18 protein-coding genes and 1 tRNA gene are annotated in these 19,135 nt (G+C 62.8%); 14 read left to right on the top strand and 5 right to left on the bottom strand.

Annotation, left to right across the window (positions count from 1 at the left end; translation table 11 throughout):
• Nucleotides 1–31: 31 nt before the first annotated feature.
• From F4U94_RS09135 to F4U94_RS09125, 3 genes are all read right to left on the bottom strand, one after another.
• Complete coding sequence (locus tag F4U94_RS09135; RefSeq protein WP_120251165.1) at nt 32–2,536, bottom strand: S8 family peptidase; 2,505 nt, start codon at nt 2,534–2,536, stop codon at nt 32–34.
• Nucleotide 2,537: 1 nt separating this feature from the next.
• Nucleotides 2,538–3,377, bottom strand: coding sequence for an AAA family ATPase (locus F4U94_RS09130; protein ID WP_249042037.1), 840 nt, complete (start codon nt 3,375–3,377; stop codon nt 2,538–2,540).
• 575 nt (nt 3,378–3,952) lie between these two features.
• The gene (locus tag F4U94_RS09125; protein ID WP_145986239.1) at nt 3,953–4,177 is read right to left on the bottom strand and encodes a hypothetical protein; all 225 of its coding nucleotides are present in this window, start codon (nt 4,175–4,177) and stop codon (nt 3,953–3,955) included.
• A gap of 388 nt (nt 4,178–4,565) precedes the next feature.
• Between F4U94_RS09125 and F4U94_RS09120 the strand changes: the two genes are divergently transcribed.
• The 14 genes from F4U94_RS09120 (at nt 4,566) to F4U94_RS09055 (ending at nt 17,641) form a co-directional block, all read left to right on the top strand.
• Complete coding sequence (locus tag F4U94_RS09120) at nt 4,566–5,486, top strand: HEPN domain-containing protein (protein WP_120251167.1); 921 nt, start codon at nt 4,566–4,568, stop codon at nt 5,484–5,486.
• A gap of 172 nt (nt 5,487–5,658) precedes the next feature.
• Complete coding sequence (locus tag F4U94_RS09115; RefSeq protein WP_120251168.1) at nt 5,659–7,683, top strand: conjugal transfer protein TraG; 2,025 nt, start codon at nt 5,659–5,661, stop codon at nt 7,681–7,683.
• A 7-nt stretch (nt 7,684–7,690) separates the two neighbouring features.
• Nucleotides 7,691–8,095: a CopG family transcriptional regulator gene (locus tag F4U94_RS09110; RefSeq protein ID WP_120251169.1), complete on the top strand. Its 405-nt coding sequence runs from the start codon at nt 7,691–7,693 to the stop codon at nt 8,093–8,095.
• Nucleotides 8,092–9,111: a P-type conjugative transfer ATPase TrbB gene (trbB, locus tag F4U94_RS09105; protein WP_425505072.1), complete on the top strand. Its 1,020-nt coding sequence runs from the start codon at nt 8,092–8,094 to the stop codon at nt 9,109–9,111. Before F4U94_RS09110 ends, trbB begins: the two co-directional genes overlap by 4 nt.
• Before the next feature lies 1 nt (nt 9,112).
• Nucleotides 9,113–9,448 (top strand): TrbC/VirB2 family type IV secretion system protein, encoded by a 336-nt coding sequence (locus F4U94_RS09100; protein WP_062731517.1) that lies wholly within the window; start codon nt 9,113–9,115, stop codon nt 9,446–9,448.
• Nucleotides 9,445–9,720 (top strand): VirB3 family type IV secretion system protein, encoded by a 276-nt coding sequence (locus F4U94_RS09095; protein ID WP_120251170.1) that lies wholly within the window; start codon nt 9,445–9,447, stop codon nt 9,718–9,720. The genes F4U94_RS09100 and F4U94_RS09095 overlap by 4 nt, the downstream gene beginning before the upstream one ends.
• Nucleotides 9,714–12,152: a conjugal transfer protein TrbE gene (gene trbE / locus F4U94_RS09090; protein ID WP_120251171.1), complete on the top strand. Its 2,439-nt coding sequence runs from the start codon at nt 9,714–9,716 to the stop codon at nt 12,150–12,152. The genes F4U94_RS09095 and trbE overlap by 7 nt, the downstream gene beginning before the upstream one ends.
• Nucleotides 12,153–12,158: 6 nt before the next feature.
• Nucleotides 12,159–12,902, top strand: a complete 744-nt coding sequence (gene trbJ, locus F4U94_RS09085; RefSeq protein WP_120251172.1) for a P-type conjugative transfer protein TrbJ — start codon at nt 12,159–12,161, stop codon at nt 12,900–12,902.
• 113 nt (nt 12,903–13,015) lie between these two features.
• A complete protein-coding gene (gene trbL / locus F4U94_RS09080) occupies nt 13,016–14,320 on the top strand; it encodes a P-type conjugative transfer protein TrbL (protein ID WP_120251173.1) in 1,305 nt (434 codons plus the stop codon).
• 19 nt (nt 14,321–14,339) lie between these two features.
• Nucleotides 14,340–15,140: a conjugal transfer protein TrbF gene (gene trbF / locus F4U94_RS09075; RefSeq protein ID WP_120251174.1), complete on the top strand. Its 801-nt coding sequence runs from the start codon at nt 14,340–14,342 to the stop codon at nt 15,138–15,140.
• Nucleotides 15,137–15,994, top strand: a complete 858-nt coding sequence (gene trbG, locus F4U94_RS09070; RefSeq protein ID WP_120251175.1) for a P-type conjugative transfer protein TrbG — start codon at nt 15,137–15,139, stop codon at nt 15,992–15,994. Before trbF ends, trbG begins: the two co-directional genes overlap by 4 nt.
• Nucleotides 15,991–17,220: a TraB/TrbI/VirB10 family type IV secretion system protein gene (locus F4U94_RS09065; RefSeq protein ID WP_120251176.1), complete on the top strand. Its 1,230-nt coding sequence runs from the start codon at nt 15,991–15,993 to the stop codon at nt 17,218–17,220. Before trbG ends, F4U94_RS09065 begins: the two co-directional genes overlap by 4 nt.
• Nucleotide 17,221: 1 nt before the next feature.
• Nucleotides 17,222–17,437 (top strand): DUF2274 domain-containing protein, encoded by a 216-nt coding sequence (locus tag F4U94_RS09060; RefSeq protein WP_062731525.1) that lies wholly within the window; start codon nt 17,222–17,224, stop codon nt 17,435–17,437.
• 3 nt (nt 17,438–17,440) lie between these two features.
• Nucleotides 17,441–17,641, top strand: a complete 201-nt coding sequence (locus F4U94_RS09055) for a helix-turn-helix domain-containing protein (RefSeq protein WP_024018360.1) — start codon at nt 17,441–17,443, stop codon at nt 17,639–17,641.
• Here F4U94_RS09055 and F4U94_RS09050 read toward each other — a convergent pair.
• A complete protein-coding gene (locus tag F4U94_RS09050; RefSeq protein WP_120252220.1) occupies nt 17,638–18,873 on the bottom strand; it encodes a tyrosine-type recombinase/integrase in 1,236 nt (411 codons plus the stop codon). The two genes, F4U94_RS09055 and F4U94_RS09050, sit on opposite strands and share 4 nt — an antisense overlap.
• Before the next feature lie 174 nt (nt 18,874–19,047).
• Nucleotides 19,048–19,134 (bottom strand) — tRNA-Leu (locus tag F4U94_RS09045).
• Between the last annotated feature and the right edge of the window lies 1 nt (nt 19,135).

Raw genomic sequence — 19,135 nt, 5'->3', positions numbered from 1 at the left:
GCCGCAGCTCTGACGGGTGGGCCCTGTAAAATCAGACCTCAATCACCGCTTCGCCCGTAATTTCAGGAGCAATCTGGGCGCTGATTTCAGTCCGCAGATCGATCCCATCAGCGGCTCGGATGCTCGCAATCAAGCTGTAGCGCGCGGGTTCTCCGACCCGGTCTTGCGCGAGATTCTCCCGCCACCAGCCACCTGTCGGGTAGATGATGATGCTGTTGCGCTCCGCGAGATCGGCGGCGGTGCCTTCCCAGATATCGGCATGGAGCGAACCACGATGGCGCAGTTGCGGCCCGATCGTCCACCCGGTGTCGGAGGCCTGCCGTGCAGGAGGACGCGGGCCAGCCTCCGACGTAATGCGGCGCAGGAACACGTCCGCTTTTTCGTCTGCGGGCTTGAGCGCGAAGCGCAACCCATGGCTAGCATAACTGTGCCGGCGGGACTGGCCGCGCTCGCCTGGATTGGGCTCAATAAAATAGCTTAGCGTCAGGCGAAGTTGCACCAGAACCTCGCCCAATTCGGCCAGCTTCTTCTTCGGCCAGACCAACTCATGCACCATGAGCTGATCGGTGACGGCCTTTCCCTTCTCCATCTTGAAGGGGATGAGACTGTCCTCGACAACCATCGTCACGTCATTGTCGAGACTACCGAGTGCACGCACCAGCGATGGCGCCCCGAAGCCGTAGCGCCGAACCAGGCTGGTTCTATTGAGCGTACCGAGATAGCCGGTCATGGCCGGTGTCCATTCGGCCGAATGCACGATAAGCCCGCGCACCGTTTCCGGCCACAAAGCCGGTTTCTCTGCCAGTATCTGCGCAGCCATTCGAGCGCCCAGCGCGGTGGCTGCGCTCGTGTCGCCTGTAGTGGTAAATGGCCGCTCGGTCGGTTTGCGATAGGTCGTCAGCAGCGCCAAATCGTCAACATGATCGCCCATACCGCTGGCCGGATCGATCCCGATGTTGCCTCCCTCGAACATCACATCCGGCTTGAGCGGCCAGTCGCGATGCCAGGAAACGGAAGTACGGCTTCGAGCTGCAATGTCTCCGACACTGGCAAGGGCATTCCATCCGGCAAAACTGGTGTCTGTGATGACAGATTTTTCGGTGAATGCACCAACGGTCAGCGCATTCCATGCCTGGGCCGGACTCTCGATCGGCATCAGGTCGTTCCGGTCGGGATAGTCGGCGGCATTGATAGCTTCGCGAATATTCCCGGCGGACACGGTGATGATCCGGGGCACTTCGTCCCGTCCAAATGCCAATGCATCCAGCTTGGCCGACCATGATGATGGCCGCCCACGCCAATGATCGCCAGGGCTTGTCACCGCCAGGCAGATGGCACGGGGTCGGGTCGGTGCAGTGATTTCAGCGCGTGCGATGGCCCGCGCTGTGATCGCCCCGTACAGGTCAGGGTCGTTGGCGCCATGATCGGGCAGGATTTTCACGGATTCGAGGCGGTGGCGCACCGTAACTTGACCAGCGCTGGCCAATATGTCCGTGAGATCGCCGTAAAGGGCAATACCCGATAGCTGCGTACCGTGCCCACCATGGCCTTGCAGGCTTACATCCTCACCATGCCATCCAGCTTCACAGGCTTGCTGGTCAGCCGGGCTGAGCAGCGGGGCGATCAGGGCATGGCTGATAGTAGTGCCGGAATCGAGCAGACAGACAGCAGGGGCATCAGCATCACATGGATCGAGCCGCCCCGCCAGATCGTCCGACCAAAGGTGCTGCTCGGCGCCATCGATCTCCATGAAGAAGGCCGGCGTGTCGCGCGCCATCCGCAATTCCGCGACGGTCTCGGTGTTTGCGATAATCCGCCCCAGATCCTCGGCCGAGGCATGAACAATGCGAACCTCGCGTTCGGCGAATTCAAGCACGGTTTCACGGAGCGGAAGGCCAAGCGTCTGCGCGGCAGCCTCAAATTGCGCGCGCGTGCCCTTGCGTAGCCAGGCCTCCCACCATGCTTTCAAATTGGGAGCGGGGAAGAGGTCCGCAGCGTCAGTATAGAAGGAGCGGGCCACAGCAAGCCGGGCAGTCTCTATAGATGCGACCAAGCGCTCATTCTTGGGCTTGCGCGTTTCCACGACACTGCCGTCGTCCAAGGTCTTGACCTTGACGTTATCCTGCGTCCCGTAGGCCTCAACCTTGCCGAGATAATAGCCGCGCTGGGATTCGGGCACGAAGACCGTTGCTGCGACATGCTGCTCATCGGCGGGCTGAACGCTCACTAGCTCGATGGGAAACTTCCCCTTGCGCTCCAGCTTGTCGACCATCTGAGCCTGTCCGGACGGCAGGATGAACTCGATGTAGAAACCCGGTGTCCCGGACGCGATCTGCGGGTCACGGCTTGCAAGCAGCGTCTCGCCCGCCGCGACCACTTCGGTCAGTGCCTGCGTCAGTTGCTGGGCATGCGTTGCTCGGTCTCGTTCGGGTGCGACCGATCCGCTACCCTTTGGCGGGTAAGCGGTATAATTCGCCGAGTTCCCCGACGCAGGCCAATAGAAGTGGGAATGAGGCCTTGCCGGCTCGTCAGCCATATTATCCGCGTGCCGCCGCCTTGCGCTCACTCACTGCCTGGAGGAGGTCGATGTTCGTTATCCGTTCGCGATCATCGAGCAGCGCATATTTGGCGGCTTCATTGGCGATACGCGCCAATTCCGCCTGACTGAGGCCGGCCGCTTCACCGACGATCGACGGCCATTCCACTCCGACCGTATCGAAAAGCGCCAATCTGCTTTCGAGAATAGCCTGGGCGACGGCATCGCTTGGTAGCGTATATTCAATCACATCGTCGAACCGGCGAAACAAGGCCGGATCGAGCAGTTCGGGATGATTGGTGGCTGCGACGATGAGCCCCTCGCTCTCGTCCTCTTCCAGGAACTGGAGAAAGGAATTGAGCACGCGGCGAATCTCGCCGACATCGTTGCGCTCGCTGCGGCGTGAGCCGATCGCATCGAACTCATCGAAGAAATAGACGCCGCGTGTTTCGGCCATCGCTTCGAACACAACCCGCAGCTTCGAAGCAGTCTCACCCAAAAATTTGGTCAGAAGACCATCGAGCAGCACTGTGAACAGCGGCATCTTGAGTTCGCCTGCCATAGCGGCGGCCGTCATCGTCTTGCCAGCGCCTGGGGGGCCGATCAGCAGCAGCTTGCGACGTGGCTGGAGGCCATGCTGGCGCAATCTATGCTGTTGCCGCTGCTCCACTAGCACACGGCGCAGCCGCTCATGCAGTTCTTCAGGGAGCACCATGCTCGACAGGCGTGTATCGACATATCTGGCCGCAACCAAATTAGCGAGATCGCCCTTTGGCTGGACCAAGGGGATCGTCTTGCCACGCGCTGGCCGCTTCTGGCTTTCGCGGGCCTGATCGAGCATGTCCCGCAACTGCTGCGCAAGTTTGCCGTGGCCGCGACGCGCTTCGTTCGCGGCAGCTTGCATGGCAACAGTATAGAATTGTTCGTCGTCGCCATCGAAATGGCTCTGGAGCAGCGCGACGAGATGCGTGGCTGTCGTCACACCCCTATCGCAATCCTGACTGTACCAAACGATTTCATCATCAACACTCGCGCTGTCTCGTTACGGCAACGCCGTGAAACTTCAGGGAAATCGATAGCCCCCCAAAAAACTCCTGGCAGGTTTATCGTTGTTCCACGCATAAAACAATCTTTGGCTCCACGAGATCCGTCATCTCCCGCTCTCCCTGCTGCTGGCATCTTCCGGGACAGGGTCAGTGTGGCGGCGTCAAAGGGCCGTAAGGTCGCTTGTTCTCTGCGTCCGCTATCGCCGCTTCGGCGTTCCGAAGCCGACAGTCGCGAATGTCCCAATTGTGGTCATAAATAGCTTCAGCGATTTTTCCTCTTCGCTGCGGTTCTGATAGGTTTGCTGATGGTCGTAGCGATTAGGTTCTCGTCCGCTCACTTTACAATAGGTCTTGGCTATCCGCAGCCTTTTTACGCCCAAAGCGACAATTCGACTATAATCCGACGTCGGACCTTATCCGCCGTGCGGCTGGATTGCCGACAACCAGCAAAATCGTCGCCCATCTTAAATTCGCCTTTTGGGAAAATATCTTCACCCGAGGCCAAGACAACCGGATTTGGAACGTCCACTTCCGAACGTGCTTTCCCGGTGCGCCAACAAATCAGTTCATCAGCCAGTGCCGCGAGACTGCTCATAATAACCTCCAGTCGATCAGGCGATTACGGAACCAAATCGTCCGTCATGAGCCGATATTCACGCGCAGCGTGGCCGATGGGTACCAACGCATTCATGACATAATAGCATGGCGCAATCCAGTTGCCGCCGCATGGGTGAACAAAAAGCAATCCGTTCTGACTTTGCTGCCCAAAAGACTGTGACGACCGGGATTTCGAGGATCTAACCGTTCAGCCTATTTAAGTGAAAGCTCGTTCACTTAAATAACGATTGGCCAAGGTAAGGGCATTTAATTAGCGATCGTAGGCGTCTCACAGTAAGCGTTTGGATGCGCGGGCGGTTAGCCGCGCGACGATGGCTGGAAATTGAGGGTTGCTAAGATTTGGCTTTCTAACGAGAATCGCTTGCATGAAGGACGCCATCGATCATCTGCCCTCGGTCCAGCAAGGCGAGTTGGACCGCGTGAAGCACTTGCTGATGGGCGAGTTCGCCGAGGCGACCGCGCGTGCGACCCAGCCATGGAAGAAGAACGGCAGCATCCTCAAGATCGTCCTGTTCGGTAGCTACGCGCGTGAGGATTGGGTCGACGAGCCCGAGAATGGCTACCAGTCCGACTACGATCTGTTGATCATCGTCAGCCATCCCGATCTCACCGATATCGCCGACTATTGGTACATCGCCGAGGACAAGATCCTGCGCGACGCAGCCATTGGGCGACCAGTGAACATCATCGTCCACACTCTTCAGGAGGTGAATCAGGCGCTGAGCCGCGGCGAATATTTCTGGGTCGATATCGCGCGCGACGGAATTATTCTCTACGAATTGCCTGGTAATGCGCTCGCCACGCCCCAACCGCTGACTGCCGCCGATGCCTATCAAATGGCGAGCTGTTACTTCCGCGACCAGCTCAGGTCCCTTGATCAATGGATCGAGCTTGCCGAATATTCGGTGTCGCGGACGTCACAGGAGCCGGATTGGAGCCGAAAGGCTGCTTTCAACCTTCACCAAGCAACGGAAACGGCTTACGCCTGTTTCCTTCTCGTCCGCACCCTCTACTTCCCCCGTTCGCACAACATCAAATTCCTGCGGTCGCTTGCAGAGGACAGCGAAGCTCGCCTGATCAAGGCATGGCCGCGTGCTGCCCGGTTCGAGCGCCGCCGCTTCGAATTACTCAAGCGCGCCTATGTCGAGGCGCGTTATTCGGCCAGCTATGAGATCGCCAATGACGACCTAGACGCGCTGTCGCAGTCGGTCAGATCTCTTCGCGACATCGTGGCGATCGTCTCGGGCGAGCGCCTCGAAGCGCTTAGGAACGACGCCGGCCTCTGACCGGAATCGCTCGACGGCTGCTTCGCTTCACCAACTTCCGGTTTTTTCTCCAAAAGCCTATCTGAACCGGGGCGAGCCCATCTGCGCCCATCAACACCGTTCCGTTTTTCGAGCCTATCACCGAGTCTGAATCCGCCCGAGCCGATCCTGTCCGGCGGGCGGGAGCCTCGACATGACACCCACAAAATTGCTTATCGGCCAGATCCTTGTCGTCTTCGCAATCGTGATCGCAGGGGTATGGGCCGCGACGCAGTGGGCGGCGGCGATGCTCGCCTACCAGCCCGAACTCGGCCTGCCGTGGTTCCGGCTCGGCACTATGCCAATCTACCATCCCTGGGCGCTCTTCGGCTGGTGGTATCACTATGATGCCTATGCCCCGATCGTCTTCGACAAGGCGGGCATGCTCGCCGGCGCCAGCGGCTTTATCGGCTGCGCGGCAGCGATCTTCGGTTCGCTGTGGCGCGCGCGCCAGTCGAGCAATGTCACCACCTATGGTTCGGCCCGCTGGGCAAGCCCCCGCGAGATCGAACGCGCCGGCCTGCATCGCGACGCCGGCGTCATGCTCGGCACGCTCGGTGGACGCTATCTTCGCCATGATGGCCCCGAACACATCATGGCGTTCGCGCCGACCCGCTCGGGCAAAGGCGTTGGCCTCGTCGTTCCGACCTTGCTGTCCTGGACCGGATCCACCGTCGTCCACGATATCAAGGGCGAGAACTGGACGCTGACCGCTGGCTGGCGTGCGCGCTTCTCGCACTGCCTGCTGTTCAACCCGACCGACGCCGCGTCGGCGCATTACAATCCGCTGCTCGAAGTCCGGCGCGGCATCGACAAGGTGCGCGACGTTCAGAACATCGCCGACATCCTGGTCGATCCCGAAGGCGCGCTCGAACGCCGCAATCACTGGGAAAAGACCAGCCATTCGCTGCTCGTCGGCGCGATCCTGCACATGCTCTATGCCGAGGAGGAAAAGACACTGGCCCGCGTCGCGACCTTCCTGTCCGACCCACAGCGCAGCTTCGTCGCCACGCTCCGCCGGATGATGACCACCAATCATCTCGGCGATGACAAGAACCCCAGAGTGCATCCAGTTGTCGCCTCCGCCGCGCGCGAGCTGCTCAACAAGAGTGAGAACGAGCGGTCCGGCGTGCTGTCAACCGCCATGTCCTTCCTTGGCCTCTATCGCGATCCGACCGTCGCCGAGGTCACGTCGCGCTGCGACTGGCGGATCGCCGACCTCATCGAGGCCGACCAACCGCTGTCACTCTATCTCGTCATCCCACCATCGGACATTAGCCGTACCAAGCCGCTGATCCGCCTCGTGCTTAACCAGATCGGCCGCCGTCTCACCGAGCGACTGGACCAGCCCGGTACATCATCGCGCCGGCACCAACTCCTGATGATGCTCGACGAGTTTCCGGCGCTGGGGCGTCTCGATTTCTTCGAGACCAGCCTTGCCTTCATGGCCGGCTACGGCATTCGCGCCTTCCTGATCGCGCAGAGCCTCAACCAGATCGAGAAGGCGTATGGCGATCACAACGCTATCCTCGACAACTGCCATGTCCGTGTCGCTTTCGCGACCAATGACGAGCGCACCGCCAAGCGCATTTCCGATGCGCTCGGCACCGCGACCGAGCAGCGCGCCATGCGCAACTATGCCGGGCACCGGCTCGCGCCCTGGCTGGCGCACGTCATGGTCAGCCGCCAGGAAACCGCCCGCCAGCTCCTGACGCCGGGCGAGGTGATGCAGCTTTCGCCCGATGAGGAGCTTGTGCTGGTGTCCGGTCTCGCGCCGATCCGGGCGCGCAAATTGCGCTATTTCCGCGACCGCAATTTCGCTGCGCGCGTGGCACCGGCGCCGGTGCTGGCATCGGGTCAATATGCCGATCGGCCGAAGCCGCGCGGCGACGACTGGTTCGATCAGGTGCGCGGCATCGACGCCCGCCTGCACCAGGCCGAGGATGCCGCGGGTGGCGAGGACGATGGCGGCATGCAGCAACAGCGCCATCCCGGCCTTCCCGAACAGGTCTCCAAGGCAACCGACCCCGCCGAAACGCGCGATCCCCAGATCGTGCCCGACGACGATGATGTCGCCGCCGACAAGCGCGCCATGGACCAGGCGCAAGGGCAGAACGCCATCGTGCGGGGCCATGCCATCAACGAGGGCGCGAAGCGCGACCTCATACCGGACTTTTGAGGCAGCGATGAAAATCCGACAGAATCTCTATATCGACCGCGAACTCAGCGACTCGCTGGAGGCTCTCGCCGCCGGTCCACGCGGCAACAAGAGCCACCTCGTCAACGACGCACTGAAGGATTGGCTGGCGCGCCGGGGGACCAAGGAAGTCGACGACCTTCTGAAGGTTCGCCTCGACCGTCTGACACGCGAGCTCGCAGGCGCACGACGCGACATCGATGTGCTACTTGAAAGCCTGTCGCTGTTCGTCCGCTATCAGCTGATGGTGACGGCGCCATTACCCGAAGCCGATGCCGCGGCCCGCGCCATCGGGCGTGACCGGTTCGAGGCGTTCGTCTCCCAGGTCGGTCGCCAGATAGCGGGCGGCAAGCGCACGCTGGCACCCGTCGAATCCGACGGAGGCACATCATGATGTCCGCCCAGACGACAAGCGTCTCCGCGGAACGCCGCCGTGCCATGCTGCGCACCGCAATGGGACCGGCGATTGCCGCCGCGCTTTCCGACAGCCGTGTGATCGAGATCATGGTCAATCCCGACGGTGCGCTGCGGGTCGACATTCTCGGCGAAGGCCGTGTCGATACCGACGTGAAGCTCGATCCGGCCCAAGTCGAGCGGATCATTCGGCTGGTGGCATCCCATGTCCGATCCGAAGTCCATGGCGACAAACCCATCGTGTCGGCCGAACTGCCGCCACTTGGTTCTGGCGCCGGGGAGCGGTTCGAGGGAATCCTGCCGCCCGTTTCGACCGCCCCGTGCTTTTCTATCCGAAAACCTGCCGCCCGCATCTACACGCTGAAGGACTATGTGACCGACGGCATTATGTCGGCGGAGGCCGCGCGCCTGCTATCGGTCGCCGTCGTCGATCGCCGCAACATCCTCGTCGCGGGTGGGACCAGTTCGGGTAAGACCACGCTCGCCAACGCGTTGCTGGCCGAGATGGCGGATCTCGACGAACGGGTGATCCTGATCGAGGATACCCGCGAGCTGCAATCGCCGGCGCGTGACACCGTGGCGCTCAGGACCCGGCCAAGCTCATCTGACAAGAACACCGCCGTCACCATGGGCGATCTCGTGCGCTCGACGCTGCGCCTTCGACCCGATCGCATCATTGTCGGCGAGGTCCGGGGCGGCGAAGCATTGGACATGCTCAAGGCCTGGAACACCGGCCATCCTGGCGGAATCGCGACCGTCCATGCGAACAGCGCCGCTTCCGCGCTCTACCGGATCGAGCAGCTCATCCAGGAATCCGTGGTCATCGTGCCGCGCCACCTGGTCGCCGAGGCGATCAACATCATCGTCTTCATCGCCGGCCGCGGCACCGCGCGGCGGATCGAGACGATCGCCTGCGTCGCGGGCCTCGACCCCGATGGCGGCTATGCCGTCGTCGATCTCTTCCCAGACCCCAACCACGACTTTGAAGGAGACTGACATGACTATCGTTCGTATTTCCAACCGCGACCGCTTCTTTCTCACCGGGCTGGTGCTCGGCCTGTCTATCACCATGACCAGCCGCGTCTATGCCAGCGGCGCGGGTATGCCGTGGGAAGAACCACTCCAGCAGGTACTGGAGTCGGTCCAAGGACCAGTCGCAAAGATCGTCGCGGTTCTGATCATCATTTCCACGGGGCTCGCTCTCGCATTCGGCGAGACGTCCGGCGGTTTCCGCAAGCTCATCCAGATCGTCTTCGGCCTATCGATTGCGTTCGCGGCGTCGAGCTTTTTCCTGTCCTTCTTCAGCTTCGGCGGGGGAGCGCTCGTCGCATGAGCCACATCGACAACGGTCATGTTGCTGGATTCGAGGCGCCTATCCACGCCAGCCTGGGGCAAGCCATCCTGCTTGGTGGCGCCCCTCGGGGCATCGCGATCGTCAACGGCACGATCGCCGCCGCGGTCGGGCTGGGCCTGCAGCAATGGGTGGTCGGGATCGGCATCTGGGCGATTGGCCACAGCATCGCGGTGTTCGCGGCCCGTCGCGACCCGGACTTCGTGCCGGTGCTGCTCCGCCATCTGCGCCAGAAAGGATATCTGGCATGCTGAACCTAGCGGAATACCGGTCGCGCGCCGACCGGCTGGCCGACCATCTGCCCTGGGCCGCGCTGGTCGCACCCGGCATTATCCTCAACAAGGACGGCAGCTTCATGCGGTCCTTCGCCTTTCGCGGTCCTGATCTCGAAAGCGCGACGGAAGCGGAACTGGTGTCGGCCTGCGCCCGGGCGAACAACGTCCTCAAACGGCTTGGCTCGGGCTGGGCCTTGTTCTTCGAGGCCGAACGGCGTGAGGCGCTCGGCTATCCCGAGAGTGCCTTTCCCGACGCAGCGTCCTGGCTGGTCGAGCAGGAGCGGCGTGCTGGGTTCGAAGCCGAGGGCCAGCATTTCGAGAGTGTCTTTCACGGCACGCTGGTCTGGTTGCCACCCGCGGACAGCAGCGATGCGGCGGGACGGACGCTGGTCGAGCGGCCTGACGACGCGAAGGGCCGGGACTGGCACGCCAGCCTCGCCGGTTTTATCGCCGAGACCGATCGTGTGTTCGACCTCCTGTCGGGCTTCATGCCCGAGGTGCGGCCCTTAAGCGACGCCGAGACGCTGACCTATCTCCACGGCACCGTTTCCAGCCGCCGCCATCCGGTCGCCGTGCCGGAGACACCGATCTATCTTGATGCGCTGCTCGCCGATACGCCGCTGGTCGGCGGGTTGGAGCCCAAGCTTGGAGACCGCCATCTGCGAACCCTGACGGTGTTGGGATTCCCGAACCTCAGCCGGCCCGGCATCCTCGACGCGCTCAACTTATCGGATTTCGGCTACCGCTGGGTCACGCGTTTCATAGCGCTCGACAAGACCGATGCGACCAAGGCGCTGACGAAGATCCGCCGGCAATGGTTCAACAAGCGTAAGTCGATCACAGCACTGCTGCGCGAGGTGATGTACAACCAGCCGGTCCAGCTTCTCGACACCGACGCCGACAACAAGGTCGTCGATGCCGATCTCGCGCTGCAGGCGCTTGGCGGCGATCACGTCGCCTTCGGCTATCTGACGACGACAATCACGGTGTCGGACGTCGACCGCACCAGCGCCGAGGACAAGGTCCGCGCGGTCGAGCGGATCGTCAATGGCCTCGGCTTCACGGCGAAGCGCGAGGGCGTCAACGCGGTCGAAGCGTGGCTGTCGTCGCTGCCCGGCCAGGCCTACGCCAATGTGCGCCAGCCGCTGGTCCATACACTAAACCTCGCCCATCTCATGCCGCTTTCGTCGGTCTGGGCAGGACCGACGGACAACCACCATCTCGGCGGACCGCCGTTGCTCTACGCCCAGACCAGCGGATCGACCCCGTTTCGCCTTTCCACACATGTCGGCGATGTCGGGCATATGCTCGTCGTCGGCCCGACTGGCGCGGGCAAGTCGGTGTTGCTGGCGCTTATCGCACTCCAATTCCGGCGCTATCCCGGCTCCCAGCTCTATATCTTCGACAAGGGCTATTCGGCGCGTGCGGCAGTCCTGGCGATGGGCGGCGCGCATCATGCCCTCGGGCTTGGCGCGGACAGCGGTGACGCCCTCGCGTTCCAGCCGCTCCGCCGCATCGATGATCAAAGCGAACGCAGTTGGGCAGCGGAATGGATCGCGGCGCTGCTGGCGCACGAAAAGGTGGTCGTCACGCCCGAAGTGAAGGATGCAGTTTGGTCGGCGCTGGGCAGTCTCGCATCGGCACCGCCCGAGGAGCGCACCCTGACCGGGCTCGCCATGCTGCTCCAATCGAATGCGCTGCGCACCGCACTCACCTCCTATACGCTCGACGGCCCCTATGGTCGGCTCCTCGACGCGGCCGAGCAGAATCTTGCCCTTGCCGACGTCCAATGCTTCGAGACCGAGTCGCTGATGGGACAGGCCGGCGTGGTCGCCCCGGTGCTGACCTACCTGTTCCACCGGCTCGAGGAGCGTTTCGACGGTCGGCCAACGCTGCTGGTGCTCGACGAGGCCTGGATCTTCCTCGACCATCCGCTTTTCGCCGCGCGCATCCGCGAATGGCTGAAGACGCTGCGCAAAAAGAATGTCGCGGTGCTGTTCGCGACCCAGAGTCTCGCCGACATCGCCGACAGCAGCATCGCGCCCGCCATCATCGAAAGCTGCCCGCAGCGCATATTGCTGCCCAACGACCGCGCGATCGAACCGCAGTCCCGCGCCGCCTATGAGCGGTTCGGCCTCAACGACCGGCAAATCGAACTGGTAAGTCGCGCCACGCCAAAGCGGCATTATTACCTGCAATCCGCACGCGGGAATCGCCTGTTCGAACTGGGCCTCGGTCCGATTGCGCTCGCCCTGTGCGGCGCATCCGATCCTGTGACTCAGACGCGGATCGACGCCCTGCTGGCCGAGCATGGCCCGGAGGATTTCGCGACCCGCTTCCTTGAAGGAAGCGGGCTCGATTGGGCCGCCAGCCTCCTCGCCGACTTTCCCGTCCCCCAAGCCAAGGAGTAAAATATCATGCGTATCCCAACCCGCAAATATCTGATCGCGACCGCGCTCGGGGCTGGCACCATCGGTTCGCTTGGCGCGCTCATCGTGCCGAGTGCGCCCGCTCATGCGCAGCTCACCGTGTTCGATCCAAGCAATTACAGCCAGAATCTGCTTACCGCCGCCCGAACCCTTCAGCAGGTCAACAACCAGATCCGCTCGCTTCAGAACCAGGCACAGAGCTTGGTCAACCAAGCGAAAAATCTTACCACGATTGGCTTCCCCGAGATCCAGGCGATCACCCAGACGCTTCAGCAGATCGACCAGTTGATGGGACAGGCGCAGGGTATCCAGTTTCGTGTCGACGGTCTCGACCAGCAATTCCGCCAGCTCTTTCCCCAGAGCTTCAACCAGGCGCTGACCATGAACGGCCAGGTTGTTGCCGCGCGGACCCGGCTCGATACCGAGATGACGGCCTACAAACAGACGATGGGCGTGCAGGCGCAGGTCGTCGAGAATGTCCAGGCTGACGCGCAGACCCTGGGTAGCATCGTATCGCGGAGCCAGGGCGCCGAGGGCGCTTTGCAAGCGCAACAGGCGACCAACCAGCTGCTCGCACTGACCGCCAAGCAACAGTTCCAGATCCAGAACCTGATGGCGGCGCAATATCGGGCGCAGGCGGTCGAGCAGGCGCGCCGCGCGCATGCCGAGATCGACGCCCGCGCCATGACCACCAAGTTTCTCGGTTCCGGCTCGGCCTACACCCCTCAATAGGCCCGAGCCGGCGCGCAGGCAGCGGGGAATTCGCCTCTTCGCCGCTGCCGCCGCGGTGTTCGGTCCCGCTCCCCAGATCGGACCCCGCGGCTTCTTCCATCAGGACATTCCGCATGAACGACCTCAACGTCATCGACCGGTTCCTCCAGACCTTCATCCGCTACATCGACAGCGGGTTTGGGCTGCTGGGCGGCGACGTCGCTTTCCTGACCACGACCCTGATCGGCATCGACATCACGCTTGCCGGACTATTCTGGGCGATGGGCGGCGAGCAGGACGTGATCGGGCGTTTCCTGCGCAAGATCCTCTATGTCGGCGCGTTCGCCTTCATCCTGAACCGCTTCTCGACCCTGGCCGACATCATCTTCAACTCCTTTGCGGCGGCCGGCCTGACCGCGGGCGGCGGCACGCTCTCGGCGGACGATCTTCTGAAACCCGGCCGCCTTGCTGGCACAGGTTTCTCGGCCGCCTGGCCGCTCCTCGAACAGGTGTCGAAACTGATGGGTTTCACCAGCTTCTTCGACAATTTCCTGACCATCATCGTGCTGTTGTTCGCGTGGGTGATCGTGATCATCGCCTTTTTCATCCTCGCCGTGCAGATGTTCGTGTGCATCGTCGAGTTCAAGCTGACCACGCTCGCCGGCTTCGTGCTGGTGCCCTTCGCGCTCTGGAACCGGACCAGCTTCCTCGCCGAGCGCGTGCTGGGCAACGTGGTCAGTTCCGGCATCAAGGTGATGGTGCTCGCCGTCATCGTCGGTATCGGCTCGAATTTCTTCAATGAGTTCACCGCTGCCCTGCAGGGCCAGGAACCCGACATCGGCCAGGCCATGAGCCTCGTGCTGGCGTCGCTCACGCTGTTCGGCCTCGGCATCTTCGGTCCCGGCATTGCCTCGGGCCTTGTCGCCGGTGCCCCGCAGCTCGGCGCGGGTGCAGCGGTCGGCACGACGGTCGGCGCAGCCGGTATCGTTGCGCTGGGCGGCGGTGCCGCCATGGGGGCAGCTCGCGCCGCGGGTGGTGCAGCACTCGGTGCAATCCGGGCCGGCACGACGATGGGGTCGGCGGCCTCTACCTCATACCAGCTTGGCCAGACCGCGGCCGGATCTTCGAGTGTCGGCGCCGGCATCAGCGGCATGGCGCAGGCAGCAGGCAACGCCGCCCGCCAGAAAGCATCGACTGCGCTGGGCTTGGGCCAGGCCGCCGAGCGCGGTCGTGACGCCGCCTGGTCCGCACTCAACGGTGGAGCTGGATCGGGCGGGCAGGCTGCGGACGCCCCCGCCGACGGCGCTCCCTCCTGGGCGCAGTCGCTGCGCCGACAACAAGACTCCCGTCATCACCGCCACGTTGCGCTCCAGACATTGAAGGAAGGCGATCGCGGCGGCGCATCCGCCACTCCAGATATCAAGGAAAGGGAAGATTGAGCCATGATCTTCATATCCCATGTTCTTTAAGCGCGCCGTCCAGCGCTACGCGCAGACGCCCGAGCCGGAGACCCCCTATCAACGCGCCGGCCAAGTCTGGGATGACCGCATCGGGTCGGCCCGTGTCCAGGCCCGCAACTGGCGATTGATGGCGTTCGGCACACTGTCGTTGTCGACCGCCATGTCGGGCGCGCTCATCTGGCAGTCGCTGCAGAGCAGGGTCACGCCCTATGTCGTCGAGGTCGATCGCCTGGGCGAGGCCCGGGCGGTGACCGAGGCCGAAGCGGGCTATCGCCCCACCGATTCCCAGATCGCCTGGCATCTGGCGAAGTTTATCGAGAATGTGCGTGGGGTCTCGCTCGACCCGGTGCTGATGCGCCGCGACTGGCTCTCGGCCTATGACTTCACCACGACGCGGGGGAGCCAGTTTCTCGGCGACTATGCCAGGGCCGCAGACCCTTTCGCCAGGATCGGCGAGCGCACCGTGTCGGTCCAGGTGACCAGCGTTGTCCGGGCATCGGACCGGTCGTTCCAGGTGAAATGGACCGAAACGGCCTATGAGCGTGGGAGCGAGGCTGGCTCCTCCCACTGGACCGGTATCCTGACGATCCTGACGAAGCCGCCCGTATCGACCGACACGCTCCGGAAGAACCCGCTCGGCATCTACATCGACGCGATCGACTGGAGCCGCGAACTCGAGCCCGCGGCGTCGACTGCTCCCGCGCGCACCGCGCAACCGCCCAGCAACGTGCCACTCGGCTCGCCGCTCGACCCGAACCTTGCCGCTCAACCGACCGTCAATACGGAGACCAAGCCATGACTAGAACTCTCACAACCACGCTGCTGGCGCCTTGCTTCATCCTTCTCGCAGGCAGCGCAGGGGCGAGTCCGCCGATCCGCAACGCGTCGCACGAAGTCGCGCCGGTCGCCATCGCCAACCGCGCGGCGACGATCGAGCCGACCGCGCAGGGGTTCATCAACGCCGTCCAGGTCTATCCTTTCACCGACGGCGCCATCTATCGAGCCATCACCGCACCGGAGAGGGTGACCGACATTGCGCTGCAACAGGGCGAGACGTTGGTCGCCGTGGCAAGCGGAGACACGGTGCGCTGGGTGATCGGCGATACAACCAGCGGGTCGGGCACGGAGAAGCAGACCCATATACTGGTGAAGCCATTCAGTGCCGGCCTGTCCACCAACCTGGTCATCACCACCGACCGGCGCAGCTATCATATCGCGCTGACCAGCGGGATGACGACGGCGATGGCCGCACTTTCCTGGACCTATCCCCATGATGCATTGATCGCACTGAAGCGCGCCGCCGCAGCGTCCCAGGAGACGGCTGCCGTGGCGGCCGGCATTGAGGTCGAGCAACTCCATTTCAACTATGCCGTCTCGGGTGATCAACCGGCTTGGCGGCCGCTTCGTGCTTTTGACGACGGGCGGCAGACATTCATCGAATTTCCGGCAACGCTGGCCGTGGGCGAGGCACCGCCGATTTTTCTGGTGGATAGGAAAGGCGAGGCCCAGCTCGTCAACTATCGCGTGAAGGGCCGCTTCTATGTCGTCGATCGCATCTTCGACGTCGCCGAACTTCGCCTCGGCACGAAGCACCAGCAGATTGTCCGCATTAGTCGGGTGGCGGAAGGCTCGCACGAGGGGAGGGGATCATGACCGGCGAGGCGGCAGCCCCAGCGGGACCCGAGACCACCGCCGCACCGAGCAAGGTTGATCCGGAAACGCTGGCGCTTCGCGCCCAGCCGGCGCGGGCGATCCGATTCAAGCGGGGCGCCGTGGTGGTGATCGCGGCGCTTGGTTCGGTCAGCCTGATCGCGACAGCCTGGGTCGCGCTGCGGCCGTCCGCGCTGCACCTCGCTGGACAAGCCAACGACCAGACGGTCGCGGCGAAGGCGCCGACCGATACATTGAGCCGCTTGCCAGGCAGCTATGGAGACGTGCCCAAACTCGGGCCGCCCCTACCGGGCGATCTTGGCCGACCCATCCTCAATCATCAGCGTGCGATGGGCATGGAGCCTGCGAGCGGCGAAGCCGGTCGCGCCGACCAGACCGCCGAAACCGAACGGGATCGACGGGCTGCGGAGTTGAGGGCGGCGCGGGAATCTGGATTACTGGTGCAATCTGGCATTCGCAACGATCCGACCCGGGTCGCTGATGCGACACTATCTTCTCCCCCGGCAGCAGCTACGGAGCAGGCGCGGCTCGCGATTGATCCTGATCGTGATCCTAATGCGCAGCAGCGCAAGGCCAACTTCGTCGCGGCGCGCGACACTGGCGGCGATGTCAACGAGCATCGGCTGAGCCCACCGGCGTCGCCGGACATGCTGTCCGCTGGCAGCGTCATCGCGGCGAGCCTAATTACGGGACTCAGGTCCGACCTCCCCGGCCTTGTTACTGCCCAGGTAACCGAGCGGGTCTTCGACAGCGCGACGGGCAGCATTCTTCTCATTCCGCAGGGCGCGCGGCTGATCGGCAGCTACGACAGCGTGGTCGCTTTTGGACAGAAGCGCGCGCTGGTAGTGTGGCAGCGGATCATCCTGCCGGACGGCAGTTCGATCCGGCTCGACAACGTGCCCGCGACGGACCCTTCAGGCTATGCCGGACTTGCCGACAAGGTCGATCTCCACACCTGGACGCTGCTCAAGGGCGTCGCGATTTCGACATTACTTGGCGTGGGGGCGAACGTCACTTTCTCCGGAGAGAGCGATCTCGTTCAGGCGATCCGTGAATCCACGCAGCAAAATGTGTCCCGCGCCGGAGACCAGATCACATCCCGCAACCTGCAAATCCAACCGACCATCACGGTCCGCCCCGGCGCGGCCGTTCGGCTGGTTGTGCACAAGGATCTCATTCTCGCACCCTGGCGAGAGAAGGAGCACTGAAATGACCGACCTCAAATTGCCCCAGCTTCCCGATCGCAATCCGGTCAAGCTCAGCATTGCTGTCATGCCGGACCTCCATCAAGCCTTGATCGACTATGCTGCGCTCTACGCAACGACCTATGGTCGTGACGAGCCGGTTGCCGAGCTGATCCCTGCCATGCTCGCTGCCTTCCTCGAAAGTGACAGGAGCTTTGCGCGAAACAGGACGAAACGGTGATCTATGATGCACAGTAACGCTCCCCAAGGCGGAGCCGTCCTCATAGAGCCTCTGACGGTCCGCATCTCTACGGCGGTCCAGCTCACCGGTATCAGCCGTTCACGTCTCTACGAGCTGATTCAGTCCGGTGATCTGGAAACCGTCAAGGTAGGGCGATCCACGCTGATCCCATATAAAAGCCTGAAAGCCCTGACCGGCGCCTAGCCCGGCGTGCCTCTGCCTTTACCAAAGTTCGGCCGCAGGATCCTTGCGCCGTCCCGCAACTGGTCGAGATAGTCGGACCAGTGCTGCATCATGCGGACGCGTTCATCCCAATATTCACCGCGAGTGTAAGCACGGCGCACCATTGAGCTGTCCAGGTGGGCGAGCTGCTTCTCGATGGCGTCCGGGTTCCAGATGCCCATCTCGTTGAGCAGGGTCGCAGCCATCGCCCGAAAACCGTGCGCCGTCATTTCCTCCTGGCTATAGCCCAGTCGACGCAGCGCCGCGTTGATTGTGTTTTCCGACATGCACAGGCGTGGTGACCGGAACGACGGGAAAAGATACCTTCCGTCGCCTGTCAGCGGACGAAGTTCCTCCAGTAGCGCCAGCGCCTGTTGCGACAGCGATACACGGTGCGGACGGCGCATTTTCATCTTTTCCGCCGGAAGCGACCAGATGGCGGCTTGCATATCTATTTCCTCCCACTCTGCCTTGCGCAACTCGCCCGGCCGGACGAACAGGTGGGGCGACAGCCGCAGAGCGATCGCGGTGATTTCGTGACCTGTGTAGCCGTCGATTGCGCGCAGGAGCGCGCCAGCCTCTCTGGGCGTCGTGATCGCGGCGAGATGCCGGACCTTCGGAGTGATGAGCGCGCCACGTAGGTCGGCCGCGACATCGCGATCCGCCCTAGCAGTCGCGATCGCATAGCGAAAAACCCGACTGAGCACGCTGCGCATCCGGCGCGCACTTTCGTAGCGGCCGGTCGCCTCCACCTTGCGCAGCACGGCCAGGACTTCCTGCGGCGATATCTTTGAGACAGGAAAGCTGCCGATCATGGGATAGGCCATGCCGAGCAGCCAGCGAATCTTGTCGAGCGTGATCGGCGCGCGCCCCTCCCGCTCATTCTTCACCACCCATTCCTCGGCGATCGTCTTGAACGTGTTGTCTGCGGCCACCTTGCGCGCAAGTGTGTCGCTCCGCTTCTCGGCGGCGGGATCGAGCCCGGCGGCGATCTGCTCCTTTGCTGCGGCGCGCTGCTGGCGCGCCATAGCTATCCCTACCTCGGGCCACGCGCCGAAATAGAGCGTCTTCTGTCGACCGAGGTATCGGTAGTTCATGCGCCAGAGTTTCGTGCCGTTCGTCTGGACGGCGAGATACAGCCCATCGGCGTCGGCCAGTTTATAGGCCTTGTCCCGGGGTTTGGCGTTGGTGATCTGGATGTGATTCAGTGCCATGATGGTGCCAGCTCCAAAGGGGCTCTCCGGCACCATCAAAAACACCATCAAACTGATGGTGCTGTCGATGGATTCGGGTGGATGAGCCCGGATTTCATTTGGCGATTTTCACTGAAAAAATGCTGTAAAACCAGCTGCTTGCTGGACCTTCCCGGACGTCGCCGGAAAGGTCTCTGGTGCCCAGAAGAGGACTCGAACCTCCACGACCTTGCGATCGCCAGCACCTGAAGCTGGTGCGTCTACCAATTCCGCCATCTGGGCA

This window comes from Sphingobium limneticum (assembly GCF_008710155.1).
GTDB lineage: Bacteria > Pseudomonadota > Alphaproteobacteria > Sphingomonadales > Sphingomonadaceae > Sphingobium > Sphingobium limneticum.
Note: the sequence above shows the minus strand (reverse complement) of the source record. Positions and strands in the feature narration are given on the sequence as shown.